The 14,207-nt window shown below is 71.1% G+C and carries 14 protein-coding genes; 8 read left to right on the top strand and 6 right to left on the bottom strand.

Features of this window, described 5'->3' with window-relative positions; all coding sequences use genetic code 11:
- The first annotated feature begins 111 nt into the window (after positions 1–111).
- From H7827_RS08045 to H7827_RS08025, 5 genes are all read left to right on the top strand, one after another.
- The gene (locus H7827_RS08045; RefSeq protein WP_432743778.1) at positions 112–1,392 is read left to right on the top strand and encodes an extracellular solute-binding protein; all 1,281 of its coding nucleotides are present in this window, start codon (positions 112–114) and stop codon (positions 1,390–1,392) included.
- A gap of 47 nt (positions 1,393–1,439) precedes the next feature.
- Entirely contained in the window at positions 1,440–2,411 is a 972-nt protein-coding gene (locus H7827_RS08040; RefSeq protein ID WP_030733361.1) for a carbohydrate ABC transporter permease, read from the top strand.
- A 131-nt stretch (positions 2,412–2,542) separates the two neighbouring features.
- Complete coding sequence (locus tag H7827_RS08035; RefSeq protein ID WP_046725796.1) at positions 2,543–3,322, top strand: carbohydrate ABC transporter permease; 780 nt, start codon at positions 2,543–2,545, stop codon at positions 3,320–3,322.
- Between the two features lie 8 nt (positions 3,323–3,330).
- Complete coding sequence (locus tag H7827_RS08030; protein WP_432743776.1) at positions 3,331–4,908, top strand: glycoside hydrolase family 3 protein; 1,578 nt, start codon at positions 3,331–3,333, stop codon at positions 4,906–4,908.
- Positions 4,909–4,931: 23 nt separating this feature from the next.
- Complete coding sequence (locus H7827_RS08025) at positions 4,932–5,957, top strand: SIS domain-containing protein (protein ID WP_364247239.1); 1,026 nt, start codon at positions 4,932–4,934, stop codon at positions 5,955–5,957.
- A gap of 19 nt (positions 5,958–5,976) precedes the next feature.
- Here H7827_RS08025 and H7827_RS08020 read toward each other — a convergent pair whose 3' ends face one another.
- Positions 5,977–6,735 (bottom strand): SDR family oxidoreductase, encoded by a 759-nt coding sequence (locus H7827_RS08020; protein ID WP_432743774.1) that lies wholly within the window; start codon positions 6,733–6,735, stop codon positions 5,977–5,979.
- An 82-nt stretch (positions 6,736–6,817) separates the two neighbouring features.
- Here H7827_RS08020 and H7827_RS08015 point away from each other — a divergent pair, with 82 nt between their 5' ends.
- Together H7827_RS08015 and H7827_RS08010 are read left to right on the top strand one after the other, a co-directional pair.
- A complete protein-coding gene (locus tag H7827_RS08015; protein WP_386541378.1) occupies positions 6,818–7,429 on the top strand; it encodes a TetR/AcrR family transcriptional regulator in 612 nt (203 codons plus the stop codon).
- Between the two features lie 349 nt (positions 7,430–7,778).
- Positions 7,779–9,272, top strand: a complete 1,494-nt coding sequence (locus H7827_RS08010) for a sensor histidine kinase (RefSeq protein WP_046724789.1) — start codon at positions 7,779–7,781, stop codon at positions 9,270–9,272.
- A 201-nt stretch (positions 9,273–9,473) separates the two neighbouring features.
- On the opposite strand, the gene H7827_RS08005 is transcribed toward H7827_RS08010, so the two are convergent.
- Positions 9,474–9,731 (bottom strand): WhiB family transcriptional regulator, encoded by a 258-nt coding sequence (locus H7827_RS08005; protein ID WP_019433310.1) that lies wholly within the window; start codon positions 9,729–9,731, stop codon positions 9,474–9,476.
- Between the two features lie 330 nt (positions 9,732–10,061).
- Positions 10,062–11,030, bottom strand: coding sequence for a diacylglycerol/lipid kinase family protein (locus H7827_RS08000; protein WP_386541380.1), 969 nt, complete (start codon positions 11,028–11,030; stop codon positions 10,062–10,064).
- A gap of 74 nt (positions 11,031–11,104) precedes the next feature.
- Between H7827_RS08000 and H7827_RS07995 the strand changes: the two genes are divergently transcribed.
- On the top strand, positions 11,105–11,521 hold the full coding sequence (locus tag H7827_RS07995; RefSeq protein ID WP_386541382.1) for a hypothetical protein: 417 nt from the start codon (positions 11,105–11,107) through the stop codon (positions 11,519–11,521).
- 83 nt (positions 11,522–11,604) lie between these two features.
- On the opposite strand, the gene H7827_RS07990 is transcribed toward H7827_RS07995, so the two are convergent.
- From H7827_RS07990 to H7827_RS07980, 3 genes are all read right to left on the bottom strand, one after another.
- Positions 11,605–12,480 carry an RNA polymerase sigma factor SigF gene (locus H7827_RS07990; protein WP_432743770.1) on the bottom strand — a complete coding sequence of 292 codons (876 nt, stop codon included), beginning with the start codon at positions 12,478–12,480 and terminating at the stop codon, positions 11,605–11,607.
- 38 nt (positions 12,481–12,518) lie between these two features.
- Entirely contained in the window at positions 12,519–12,932 is a 414-nt protein-coding gene (locus H7827_RS07985) for an anti-sigma regulatory factor (RefSeq protein ID WP_030733385.1), read from the bottom strand.
- 162 nt (positions 12,933–13,094) lie between these two features.
- Entirely contained in the window at positions 13,095–14,063 is a 969-nt protein-coding gene (locus tag H7827_RS07980; RefSeq protein ID WP_432743768.1) for a 1-aminocyclopropane-1-carboxylate deaminase/D-cysteine desulfhydrase, read from the bottom strand.
- Positions 14,064–14,207 lie beyond the last annotated feature (144 nt).

The following is a 14,207-nucleotide window of genomic DNA, read 5'->3' as shown; positions in this document are numbered from 1 at the left end:
TCCTTGGTCTAGTCCAGGCTCCGTGCAACTGGTCTACACCTCTTGTTCCTTCACTACTAACCACCGCTCCCGGCACGGGTGTCAAGGGGCGGATGCCCCGAGGAGGGTCACGTGAAGCGCACGCTGATGGCCGCCGTATCGGTGACGGCGATGACCGCCGCACTGGCCGCCTGCGGCACCGGCGACGACGGCAGCGGTTCGAGCGGCGGGGGCGGCTCGTCCGACTCCCTGACCGTTTGGCTGATGGACGGATCCGCGCCCGAGTCGTGGGTGACCGAGCTCAATCAGGCGTTCGAGGCCGAGCACGGCGTCAAGGTCAACGTTCAGATCCAGCAGTGGGACGGCATCCAGGAACGCCTCACCACCGCCCTCTCCGAGGACGGCACGGTGGACGTGATGGAGATCGGCAACACCCAGACGGTCGGCTACGCCAACACCGGCGGCCTGGCCGAGCTGGACGCCTTCGCCGACCAGCCGTGGAACCAGAACATGCTGGCCGCCGCCGAGGTCGACGACACCCTGTACGCCGTGCCCTGGTACGGCGCCAACCGGGTGGTCATCTACGACAAGAAGATCTGGGAGGAGGCCGGCGCCGAGGTCCCCACCACCCGGGACGAGTGGGTCACCGCCCTGGAGACGATCCGGGACAACACCGACGCCGAGCCGATCTACCTGCCCGGCCAGAGCTACTACGTGCTCGGCGGCTTCATCGCGGACGAGGGCGGGAGCTTCGCCGTCGAGGACGGCGACGCCTGGAAGGGCTCGCTGAACACCCCCGAGGGCCAGGCCGGCATGGACTTCTACGCCGAGCTCCAGTCCTTCTCGAACTCGCCCAAGGACAACGACGAGGCCTCGCCCCAGCAGTCCATCGACGTCGTGCCGGGCGGCAACGTGGCCTCGTGGATCGGTCTGGGCTGGGAGGCGAACGGCGCCATCACCGCCATCGAGGGCGAGGACGGCTCGAAGGGAGAGGCCGACTTCGGCTACTTCCCGGTCCCCGGCAAGACCGCCGACCAGCTCGGCCACGTCTTCCTGGGCGGCTCCAACCTGGCGCTCAACCAGCGCGCCGGCAACCCGGAGGCGGCCGAGGAGTGGCTGACCCTGGCCACCTCCCAGGAGTGGGCCCAGAAGTTCGTCGACGCCCAGAACGGCGGCGTGGTGCCCAACCGCACCGATGTGACCGCCAGCCCGGAGGCCGGTTCCTTCGCCGAGGCCATGGTCGCCTCCGCCGATGTCGGTTTTCTTCCGCCGCTGACCACCGGATGGGCCAACGTGGAAACCGTCCCCAATCCGATCAAGGAATTGATGACCAAGTCGCTCAACGGTGACGACTACGCCTCCGCCGCCGAGGCGGCCGACGCGGAGATCACCACCCGCATCAACCGCGAGTAGTCAGCCCGGCGGCGGCCCTCCCAGCGAAGGATGAGGAAAGACACACCATGTTGACCGTGGACACCGAGGAACCCGGTCCCGGCTCGGCGGTGAAGACCGCCGGCCGGACCGGCCGGCGGTTCGCGCCGCCCGGCGGCTGGCTGCCGTATCTGCTCATCACGCCCGCCGTGCTGGCGATCGCGGGCATCCTCGGTTACGCCCTGGTGCGCAACCTCCTCATCTCCTTCCAGGAGTTCGGCCGCCGCCAGCTGATCTCCCACACCACCGAGTGGTCGGGCCTGGAGAACTACCGCCGGGTCCTGGAGGACGAGCGCTTCTGGGCCTCCCTGGTGCGCACCTTCGTCTTCATGGCGGCCAACGTGGTGCTGATCATGGCCATCGGCACGCTCATCGGGATGCTGCTGTACCGGCTCGGCAAGCCCATGCGGCTGGTGCTGTCCATCGCCCTGGTGGCGGCCTGGGCGATGCCGGTGATCGCCAGCACCACCGTCTTCCGCTGGCTGTTCGACACTCAGTTCGGGGTGGCCAACTGGGCGATGCGCAGTCTGGGCTTCTCCGGCTACGAGCAGCACAACTGGTTCGGCAGCGGCTTCTCCACGCTGGCCATCGTCACGCTGCTGATCGTGTGGGCCTCGGTGCCCTTCGTGGCGCTCAACCTGTACGCCGGACTCACCACCATCAGCGGTGAGATCTACGAGGCGGCCCGCATGGACGGCGCCTCGGGCCCCCGGATCTTCTGGTCCATCACGGCCCCGATCATGCGGCCGTTCTTCCTCATCACCACCTTCCTGGAGATCATCTGGGTCTTCAAGGCGTTCACCCAGATCTACGCGCTGAACGCCGGCGGCCCCAGCCGGGAGTCCGAGACCCTGCCGGTCATGGCCTACATCGAGGGCATGGGCCAGAACCAGTACGGCACGGCGGCGGCCATCTCCGTGCTCACGCTGATCATCCTGCTGGTCGCCCTGTCCTTCTACTTCCGCCTGATCCTCAAGCAGGAGAAGGAGCCGCAGTCATGAGCGCCACTGCCACCAACGACGGAGTCGCGCAGGCCCCGGCAGCCGGGCGCCCCGCGGTACGGGCCAACGCCTCCGCCCGCGCCCGCCGCGCCAAGCGGCTGAGCCGGGCCGGGCTCAACGCGGTGGCCCTCATGCTCACCGTGGTGTTCCTCTTCCCGGTGTACTGGATGTTCTCCACCTCCTTCAAGAGCAACTCCCAGGTGCTCGTGAAGGACCCGGTCTTCTTCTTCACCCCGACCTTCGAGCACTACACCACCGCCACCGGCGTGGACCTGTTCTGGACCTATGTGCGCAACAGCCTGGTGGTGACGCTCGCCGCCGTGTTCCTGGCCCTGCTCGTGGCGCTGGCCGCCAGCTACGCGATCGCCCGGCTGAACTTCCGCGGCCGGCGCGGCATGGTCCTCGTGGTGATGATGGCCCAGATGGCCCCCTGGGAAATCCTGATCATCGTGATGTACCTGAACGCCCGGGACGCCCAGGCGCTCAACAGCCTGGTCACCCTGACCGTCATCTACTTCGTGATGGCGCTGCCCTTCACCATCTGGACGCTGCGCGGCTTCATCGCCGCCGTGCCCAAGGAGCTGGAGGAAGCGGCCCTGATCGACGGCTGCAGCCGCACCCAGGCGTTCCTGCGGATCATCTTCCCGCTGCTGGCCCCCGGACTGATGGCCACCTCGCTCTTCGGATTCATCATGGCGTGGAACGAGTACGCCATGGTCCTGGTGCTCAACAAGGCCCCCGACATGGCCACCCTGCCGCTGTGGCTCACCCAGTTCCAGACCAACTTCGGCAACGACTGGGGCGCCACCATGGCCGCATCCTCCCTGTTCACCGTCCCCGTGCTGATTGTCTTTGTCATCCTCCAGCGAAGGGTCACCGGCGGTCTGTCCGCGGGTGCCGTGAAGGGATAGCACCCGCGATGACCACCGCCCACCACGCCACCGACACCCTCACCCGGGACGCCCTGGCCGTTCTCCAGCCCACCTTCGCCGGGACCACCCGGGCGCCGGACTGGCTGCTGCGGCAGCTGGAGAACGGCATGACCGGGGTCGGGATCTTCGGCCGCAACGTGCAGAGCACGGAACAGCTGGCCGCCCTCACCGGACAGCTGCGCGCCGCCAACCCCGAGGTGCTGGTCGCCACGGACGAGGAGGCCGGCGACGTCACCCGCCTGGAGCTGATCGGCGGCTCCTCCTTCCCCGGCAACCTCGCCCTGGGCGCCGCCGATGACCTCGACCTCACCCGCGCGGTGGCCACCGCCATCGGCCACCGGCTCACCGAGTGCGGCATCTCCGTCAACTGGGCACCGTCGGCCGACATCAACACCGACCCCGGCAACCCGGTGATCGGGGTCCGCTCCTTCGGCCAGGACCCGGCCCTGGTCGCCCGGCACACCGTCGCCTTCGTCGAAGGGCTCCAGAGCACCGGCGTCGCCGCCTGCGTCAAGCACTTCCCCGGGCACGGCAACACCAGCGTCGACTCCCACCTGGCCATGCCGCGGATCGACATCGACCTCGACACCCTCCACTCCCGCGAACTGGTGCCCTTCAAGGCCGCCATCGCCGCCGGTACCCGCTGCGTGATGAGCGCCCACATCCTGCTGCCCGCCCTGGACCCGGACCGCCCGGGCACCCTCAGCCCCAGCGTGCTCGCCGGACTGCTGCGCGCCCCCGAGACGGAGGGCGGCCTCGGCTTCGACGGCGTCATCTACTCCGACGCCATCGAGATGAAGGCCATCGAAGCCGTGCACGGCCTGGCCCGCGGCTGCGCCCTCGCCGTCGCCGCCGGGGCCGACGCCATCTGCGTGGGCGGCACCCCCTCCGACGAGGCCGAGGTGCTGCGGCTGCGCGACGCCATCATCCAGGCGGTACGGGACGGGGAACTGTCCGAGGAACGGCTCCACGACGCCGCCGAACGCGTCCGCGCCCTGGGCCGCTGGACCGCCCGGGCCCGTGCCGAGGCCGCCGCCGAGCCCGCCGGACACTCCGGCCCGGCCCGCGACATCGGCCTGGCCGCGGCCCGCCGCGCCCTGCGGCTGACCCGCCCCGAGGGCAGCCCCGCACCCACCCCGCCGACTCTGGCCCCCTACGTGGCCTCCTTCCATCCCGTCGCCAACATCGCCGTGGGCCACCACACCCCCTGGGGCGTGGCCACCGAACTGGAACGGCTGCTGCCCGGCACCCGCTCCGCCGACCACACCGCCGACCAGGCCCAGGCCGCCGGGCCCGCAGCCCTGGCCGCCGGCATCCTGGAGGAGGCGGGGGAGCACCCAGTGGTCGCCGTGGTCCGCGACGCCCACCGGCACCCGTGGATGGCCGACACCCTGACCGCACTGCTCGCCGCCCGGCCCGACACCACCGTGGTGGAGATGGGCGTGCCCGAGTCCCCGCCCGCCGGGGCCCTGTACATCGCCACCCACGGCGCCGCCCGCGTCTGTGGCCGGGCCGCCGCCGAGGTCATCGCCGGGGCACCGGCGGGGGAGGACCGCGACCAGTGACCAGTGACCAGCCGGGCCGGATCATGGCCGGCGAAATGGCCCAGCAGCCCGACGTGCTGCGCCGCCTGCTGACCGAGGGCGCCCCCGCCATCCGGGAGACGGCCCGCGCGATCGCCGCCCGCCGCCCCCGCTTCGTCCTGTTGACCGCCCGGGGCACCTCCGACCACGCCGCGCTCTATGCCAAGTACCTCCTGGAGATCGAGCTGGGCAAGCCCTGCGGTCTCACCTCCATGTCCACCACGACCGCCTACGCGGCCACCCCCGATCTGACCGATGTCCTGGTCATCACGGTGAGCCAGTCCGGCGGCTCACCCGACCTGCTCGCCTCCACCCGTGCCGCCCGCGAGGCCGGGGCGATCACCCTCGCGGTGACCAACAACCCCTCCTCCCCGCTGGCCGCCGCCTCCGAGTTCCACATCGATGTGCTGGCCGGCCCCGAACAGGCTCTGCCGGCCACCAAGACCTACACCGCCGAACTGCTGGCGCTGTATCTCCTGGTGCAGGGGCTGCGCGACACCGACGGGACGGCTGCCGCCGCCGCGCTGCCCGAACTGGCCGAGCGGATCCTCCAGCGCCGCGCCGAGATCACCACGCTCGCCGCCCGCTACCGCTTCGCCGAGCGCATGGTGCTCACCTCGCGCGGCTACGGCTATCCCACGGCCAAGGAAGCCGCGCTGAAACTGATGGAGACCAGCTACATCCCGGCCCTGTCCTACTCGGGGGCGGATCTGCTGCACGGCCCGCTCGCCATGGTCGACAACATTTCCCCGGTGATCGCCATCGTCACCGACGGCAAGGGCGGCCAGGCGCTGCAACCGGTGCTCGACCGGCTGCGGGACCGGGGCGCCGATCTGATGGTGGTCGGCCCCAAGCCCCAGGTGGACGCCGCCTCGGCCGGCTTCGCCCTGGCCACCGAGGGGGTGCCGGAGAACCTCCAGCCCATCCTGGAGATCATCCCGCTCCAGATGCTCGCCCACGAGATCACCCTCGCCCGTGGCCAGGACCCGGATGCCCCGCGCGCCCTGGCGAAGGTCACCGAGACGAGCTGACCCGCCCCGCCTCCGGGGGTCACACCAGAGCGCCCCCGGAGGCGTCTATCCACTGCCCGGTCACCCAGCGGCTGTCGTCCGAGGCGAGGAAGCCGGCGATATCCGCTATGTCGTCGGCCTGCCCGACCCGGCCCAGCGCCGACCGTTGGGCCGTGGCCCGCCGGGCTCCCTCGTCGGAGCGCAGCCAGCCGGCATTCATATCGGTGTCCACGGCACCCGGCGCGATGGAGTTGACCGTGATCCCGCGCGGGCCCAGCTCTTGGGCCAGCACCGGGGTCAACTGGTCGAGGGCGCCCTTGGTCATGGAATAGGCAACAAGCCCCGGCATCCCCGCCGCCCCCGCCGTGAGAGTGGTGGACAGCGTGATGATCCGCCCGCCGTCCCGCAACCGGGACAGCGCGAGCTGCGCGATGAAGAACGGCGCCCGGGTGTTGACCGCGAACAGCCGGTCGTACTCCTCGGCCCCGGTGCCCTCGATCCCCCCGCCCGATCCGCTGATCCCGGCGTTGTTGACCAGGATGTCCACCCCGTCCGCCCGGGCGTCGAAGGCCGCCCACAGCGCCTCCGCGTCGCCCGCCACCCCCAGCTCGACGCCGAGGGTGAACGCGCTGCCGCCCGCCGCCTCGATCGCCGCGACCGTCTCCCGGGCCGCCGCCTCATCCCGTCCGTAGTGCACCGCGACGCGGGCGCCGTCCCGTGCGAGCCGCTCCGCCACCGCCCGCCCGATACCGCGGCTGCCGCCCGTGACCAGTGCCGTCTTCCCCGAGAGCGCGCGCATCTGCCGCCCCACCTTTCTCTAGCAGTCGCTACAGAAAGGAACGTAGCACGACTTTTGAAGCGCCCGCTATAGAATGAGGGCCATGGTCACCCGAACGCGTGGTCGGCCCCGCTCCTTCGACCGGGCCACCGCACTGGAACGCGCGCTCCTCTCCTTCTGGGAGCACGGTTACGACGCCACGTCCATCGCCGACCTCACCCGAACGATGGGCATCGGTGCCCCCAGCCTGTACGCGGCGTTCGGCGACAAGAAGACGCTGTTCGAGGAGGTCCTGCGGCTCTACACCGACCGGTACGGCTTCGTCCCGCAGGCGCTCGACGAGGAGGCCACCGCGTACGCCGCCATCGCCCGCGTCCTGCGGGAGGCCGCCGCCGAGTACACCGAGCCCGGACGCCCCGCCGGCTGCCTGATCCTCTCGGACACCGCCCAGGCCGACGCCTCCCGCGACGCCGCCCACGAGCTGCGGCTGCGCCGCGCGTGGACCCGTACCGTCCTGGGCCGCCGGCTCCGGGAGGGCGTCGCCGCCGGGGAGCTGCCCGCGGACACCGACACCGACGGGCTGGCCCGGTTCGTGCAGTCGGTGGTCATCGGCATGAGCCAGCAGGCACGCGAAGGGGCGAGCAGAGAAGAGCTGGAGGCAGTGGCGGAAGCGGCCCTGCGGGCCTGGCCGGCTGCCGGCGACCCGAAACCGTAACGGCGCGTGGGGCCGGCGGGCGAGGCGTCTCGCACCCAGGGCCGCGGCGCCTGAGAGGGACCCTCAACCCTCCCGGCACCGCAGCCCGGAGCGATCGCGGACCCGGGCGCCGTCAGGGCAGAGAGCACCGGGGCCTCGCGTCTGCCCTCCTGTGCGGGGAAGGCAGAGGCAAAAAAGGTTGCGGTCCGCTCCATTCTGACCGCACGTGTCGCGGGTGTCCATGCTCTGAACGCATTTCCTCTCCTCGTCGCCGTCATCTGCCCGTATACCGACGTTTCTTGATCGCGGCGGCGCACACGACGCGGTGCGCGCCGCCCGCCATCCGGACACCCGCCGGTAAGCTCCCCGTGTGCCCTCCATGAACGACCTCGTCCACCAGCACACCGATCTCGGGGAACGCGACCTCGAGTGGCTGCATCTGCTGGTCTCCGAATGGCAGCTGCTCTCGGACCTCTCCTTCGCGGACCTGGTCCTGTGGCTGCCCACCCGGGACGGCACCCGCTACGTCTCCGTCGCCCAGATGCGCCCCAACACCGGCCCCACCTCCTACCAGGACGACATGGTCGGCCACCTCGTCCCGCGCGGCCGCCGCCCGCTGCTGGACCTCGCGCACGACGAGGGCCGCATCGTCCGCGAGGGCGACCCCGAATGGCGCGAGGAGGTCCCGGTCCGGGTCGAGTCCATCCCGGTGCGGCACGACGGCCGGGTCCTGGGGGTCATCGCCCGCAACACCAACCTCCTCACCGTCCGCACCCCCAGCCGCCTCGAACTCACCTACCTGCAGAGCGCCTCCGACCTCGCCCAGATGATCGCCGGCGGCACCTTCCCCTACCCCGGCCAGCAGGTGGGCATGGACCGCGCCCCCCGGGTCGGCGACGGTTTCATGCGGCTGGACGCGGACGGCATCGTCCAGTACGCCAGCCCCAACGCGCTCTCCGCCTACCACCGCCTGGGCCTGGCCGCCGACCTCGTCGGCCTGCCGCTCGGGCCCACCACCGCCGAACTCGCGCCCACCCGGGGCCCGGTGGACGAGTCCCTGGTCAAGCTGGCCAGCGGCTACGCCCCCCGGGAGACCGAGATCGAGGGCAACGAGTGCGTGGTCCAGTTGCGCGCCATCCCGCTCAAGCCCAAGGGCGAGCACATCGGTTCGCTCATACTGCTGCGCGATGTGACCGAACTGCGCCGCCGCGAACGCGAACTCATCACCAAGGACGCCACCATCCGGGAGATCCACCACCGGGTGAAGAACAACCTCCAGACGGTCGCCGCCCTGCTGCGCCTGCAGGCCCGCCGCATCGGCGCCACCGGCGACGAGAACGCCCGGGCGGCCCTGGACGAGGCGGTGCGCCGGGTCGGCTCCATCGCCATCGTGCACGAGACCCTCTCGCAGAACCTGGACGAGCGGGTGGAGTTCGACGAGATCGCCGACCGGGTGATCACGATGGTCGCCGAGCTGTCCCCGGACGGCCGGGTCACCGGACGCCGCAAGGGCCGGTTCGGCATCCTGGACGCCGAGACCGCCACCCCGCTGTCCATGGTCCTCACCGAGATCCTCCAGAACGCCCTGGAGCATGCCTTCGGCCCCGGCGAGACGGGCCGGATCGAGGTCGGCGCCACCCGTACGGAGGTACGCCGCGGCTCGGCCCGGCTGCTGGTCACGGTGACCGACAACGGCCGCGGTCTGCCGGAGGGGTTCGATCCGCACACCGACGGAAGCCTCGGGCTGCAGATCGTCCGCACCCTGGCGGAGGGGGAGTTGGGCGGCCGCTTCGACATGATCCCGGCCGAGGGCGGCGGCACCCGCGCCGTCCTCGACCTCCCCGTGGAGTCGCACAAACGCTGAACCGCCCGGCCGTGCGCCGGCGCATCCGCGTGCCGGCGCGCCCCCACCGGGAACGCCCCGAGCCCCGGACCTGAAGTGGTCCGGGGCTCGGTCGCGTTCATCGCGTATTCGCGTGGGCACCTTCGGTCGGTGCGCTGTGCTGCGGCTCGGGGCAGCAGTGGCGGGGTGGCTTCCGCCGGGCGTGGTCTGGGCCGGCCTGGATCAGGCGGTGGCCTTCCGTGCCCGGTTGCGAGCGGCGCGGCGCTTCATGGCGCGGCGCTCGTCCTCGCTCATCCCACCCCAGACGCCGGAGTCCTGGCCGGACTCCAGCGCCCACTGCAGGCACTGCTCCATGACGGGGCAGCGGCGGCAGACGGCCTTGGCTTCCTCGATCTGCAGCAGCGCGGGACCGGTGTTGCCGATGGGGAAGAACAGCTCGGGGTCTTCCTCGCGGCAAACGGCGTTGTGACGCCAGTCCATGTCTGCTCCATCTCCTGCACGTTGCAGTTACATTGCTTGTGAATGTGAACGCTTTCACGAACCCCCCGACAAAGACGAGCCGTTGCTTGCGCCGCGGTAGATGTCTTTGAAGGGATCCCACTGGGTGGGGAAGAAGGATTCGGGCTCTCAAGGGGGCCGAGGTCTCGGCCGTCCCGATCGCCATGTAGAGGTTCGCAAACCTCAGCGGCGGATACAACCCCTTCCGGAAAGTTTTTTTTGAATCCTTGGTGTCGTGTTGCTCACAGCCCTACTTCTCCTGGGTGGAGTCTGGGCTAAACGTTCGACTGTAAGGACTTTTAGCTGTTCCGCTCACACAATCACACGCAGTGCACGGCGAACGCCTGTGAAGGTCACACTCGTGCGCACCCCGAGATGGTCACCATCAAGCTGAAACGGCAGTGGCACCTGCGATTGCAAGGTGAACTCCGTCTCGTCGTGGAGGGAGACCACGTGCTTGCCCTGCGGCCCGCGCTCGGGCGAGGAGCGCAGCAGCTGGGTGACATAGCGGGTCATACCCGTCGAAGACATCTTGGAGATCGCCATCACATCGAGTGCGGTGTCGAACGACGCCCGCGGCGCCGCGTACACCGGCCTGTTGCCCAGATACGTCCAGGGCGCGGTGTTGCACACTATGCCCAACACCAGCTCCCGCACCGGGTCCTGGCCCGGCCGCAGCAAGGTGATCGGCCCCCGCTCCCCGTGCGGATGCCGGACGAACGTCCGCAGCGCCTGCCGTACGTACAGGGCGTGCGTGGAGCGCTTGCCGCGCTCCCGTTCCCGCTCCACCCGGCCCACCACGCCGGCGTCGAAGCCCAGGCCCGCACAGAACGTGAACCAGCGCCTGGGCACCTCCGCGTCCCGCGAATCCGGCGTCCCGGACGCCAGACCGAGACCGATCGTGCGCTCGGACCCGTTGTGCAGCGCGTCCAGCAGCGCCCCGGTGGCCTCCACCGCGTCGTTGGGCAGCCCCAGCGCCCGCGCGAAGACATTCGTGGAACCGCCCGGCAGTACCGCGAGGCGCGGCAGCCGGTCCAGCTCGGGGCCGTGGTGCAGCAGCCCGTTCACCACCTCGTTGGCGGTACCGTCGCCGCCCAGCGCGATCACGATGTCCGCGCTCTCCTCCTCCGCCGCCCGCCGGGCCAGCTCCCTGGCGTGGCCCCGGTGTTCGGTGGCGGCGACCTCCAGCTTCAGATCGCTGGCGAGTGCGTGCGTGAGCACTTCACGGGTCCGCACACTGGTGGTGGTGGCGACCGGATTGACCACGAGAAGCGCGCGCATGAAGTGCAGCGTACCCAGCGCGGGAGGTTCCGGGCGCCACGGGTGGCCCGTCGCGGGGGCTATACGCTGGCCGCGTGAGCGAGAACAGCACCCAGCAGGCCCAGCGGCCCCGTGCGGTGACCACGGCCGCCGCACTCACCGGTATCCAGGGGCTGGTCGCCGCCGCCCTGGGCGGCTACATGCTCCTGCTGGCGGTCACCGGGGACCCGGAGAACCCGCTGCAGGCCCTCACCATCGCCCTCACCGTGCTCGCGCTGGCCGTGGTTCCGCTGGCCGCCGGACACGGACTGTGGCGGCTGCGGTCCTGGAGCCGGGGCCCGGCCGTGATCACCCAGCTGCTGATGCTGCCGGTGGCCGGCACGCTGGCCACCAGCGGCGGGGCCTGGCCGGCGGCCGCGCTGGGGCTGGGCGGTACGGCGCTCGCGGTGCTGATCTGCCTGATGAACCAGTCCTCGGCCCAGGCCCTGCGCATCGGCGCGGGCCGCGCCTGAGCGGCACCGGGCCGAGAAGGAAGACGTACGGAGGGGTACGGGGCGGGCCGCCCCGTACCGTCCGCCGCGGTGTGCGCCGCGGCTCACTCCTCCACGAGCAGCTTGTCCCGCAGCTGCGCCAGCGTCCGCGCCAGCAGCCGGGAGACATGCATCTGCGAGATCCCGACCTCCTGCGCGATCTGCGACTGGGTCATGTTGCCGAAGAAGCGCAGCAGCAGGATCTTCTTCTCCCGCGGCGGCAGCTCCTCCAGCAGCGGCTTGAGGGACTCGCGGTACTCCACACCCTCCAGTGCGTCGTCCTCCGCGCCCAGGGTGTCCGCCACGGCCGGCGACTCGTCGTCCGTGTCGGGCACGTCGAGGGAGAGCGTGCTGTACGCGTTCGCCGACTCCAGGCCCTCCAGCACCTCCTCCTCGGAGATGTTCAGCCGCTGGGCCAGCTCGTGCACCGTCGGCGCCCGCCCGTGCTGCTGGGACAGCTCCGCGGTCGCCGTGGACAGCGACAGCCGCAGCTCCTGGAGGCGGCGCGGCACCCGTACCGCCCAGCCCTTGTCCCGGAAGTGCCGCTTGATCTCGCCGACCACGGTGGGCGTGGCGTAGGTGGAGAACTCCACACCGCGCTCCGGGTCGAACCGGTCCACGGACTTGATCAGCCCGATGGTGGCGACCTGGGTCAGATCGTCGAGCGGCTCACCGCGGTTGCGGAACCGCCGTGCCAGATGCTCCACGAGCGGCAGATGCATTCTGACCAAGGCGTTGCGCAGCTCGGCGCGCTGCGGCGAGCCGTCGGGCAGCTCGCGCAGCTCGATGAACAGCTGGCGGGCCGCGCTGCGGTCCTGTGGGTCGGGCAGCGCCCGCCGGGGGGCGGTCGCGGCCGGGGGTACGGGCGATGGCTCGGGCTGGCCGGGAATCGCGGCGGATCGATCCCGCGCCACGGCTTCCACGGCTTCCACGTCGTTCATGTCGGCCCCCTCGTCAGGTGGCGGCCCCGGTTCGCCGGTCACGGCGCTCCGGGGGCGGCGCCGCGCGTCTTGTGCAGGCTGATGCTCACGGTCTTGTCGTCCTTGACGGTCGATTCGACCTCACCGGCCAGCGCGCTCAGGACGGTCCAGGCGAAGGTGTCCCGCTCGGGGGCGTGGCCCTCGGTGGTGGGCGCCGAGACCGTGACCCGCAAGGCATCCCCGACCAGCGTGAAGACGCACTCCAGCACGCTGCCCGGGATGGCTTGCTGGAGCAGGATCGCGCAGGCCTCATCCACCGCGATGCGCAGATCCTCGATCTCGTCGAGGGTGAAGTCCAAGCGGGCCGCGAGACCGGCCGTGGCCGTGCGCAGTACCGAAAGATAGGCACCCGCCGCGGGCAGCCGGACCTCGACGAAGTCCTGCGCTCCTGGCTCACCTGGGAACTGGGACACCCTCACCTCCACAGTGGCTGTCACTGATTGAGCGCTGCCCGGCACCACCGAGGGTGCCGCGCGCCAACACGAAACGTACGCCCAGTGACGCTACCGCGATCACTGGCGTGCTGTCGCCTGGATCTTCGCGGCCACCTCAGCGGTATTACTCATCGTAATGCATCAAGTGCGTTCTGTGGCGGGCCGGATGGGATTCGTTACGGTTTCCGGTCCGGGGGCTCCGGTGATGACGGCGGCCAGTGCGGTGCCGGACGCGAACGCCCCCTCGCCGGCCAGCGCGGTCAGCGCGAACAGCAGTTTGGCCACGTAGATCGATTCGAGGGCGGGCAGCCCGTGCCGGGCGGCGAAGTCGGCGGCGAAGTCCCGCAGTACGGGCGGTACCCGGGCGTAACCACCGTGGTGGAAGCGCTCGTCGAGCGTCCACGCGCCGCGCGGTGCGCCGAACGCCTCCTCCTGGAGGGCGCGTACCCGCTCACCCAGATAGCCGCCCCGCAGGACGGGGATGCCCAGCGCCCGGCGCCCCGGGCCGAGTCCGGCGGCGAGGCCGGCCAGCGTGCCGCCGGTGCCGCAGGCCACCGCGGCCACATCGGGCGGATCCGGCGCCTCGCGCAGTTCGCGGCCGAGTTCGGCGCAGCCGCGCACCGCGAGCGCGTTGCTGCCGCCCTCGGGGACGACGTAGCAGGGGCCGAACCGCGCGCGCAGCGCCGCCCGCAGGTCAGGGTCCTCGCGCAGCCGGTACGCGGAGCGGCTGACGAAGTGCAGCCGCATGCCGTCGGCGGCGCAGCGGGCCAGGGAGGGGTTGAGCGGCCGGCCGGCCAGTTCCTCGCCGCGCACCACGCCGACGGTGGCGAGGCCGGTGATCCGCCCGGCGGCGGCGGTGGCGCGCAGATGGCTGGAGTACGCGCCGCCGAACGTCAGCAGCGTGTGGTGCCCCTCGGCGCGCGCGGCACGCACATTGGGCATGAGCTTGCGCCACTTGTTGCCGATCAGCTCGGGATGCAGCAGATCGTCCCGCTTGAGGAGCAGGCGCACTCCGTGCCGGGCGAAGCGCTCGTCGTGCACCTCCTGGAGCGGGGAGGGCGGTGGGGTGGCGAGCGGATCGGCGGCGGTCGCCGGGGGGTCGGTCGTCATGGGGCCGCGCGCCGCCGGCCGCCGTTCTCGGTCATGATCCACAGGGTACGCACCGGGCGGCGCGGGCGGGTTCGGGCGCAGAGAAAAACCCCGCCTTGGAATGCGGGGAAATAAACGCTATATTGCTTGGTTCTGTGCGCGCGA

The sequence above is a fragment of the Streptomyces sp. JH002 genome, from assembly GCF_050916115.1.
GTDB classification, from domain to species: domain Bacteria; phylum Actinomycetota; class Actinomycetes; order Streptomycetales; family Streptomycetaceae; genus Streptomyces; species Streptomyces xiamenensis.
The sequence above is the reverse complement of the archived record's forward strand: the minus strand, read 5'-3'. Positions and strand labels throughout refer to the sequence as shown.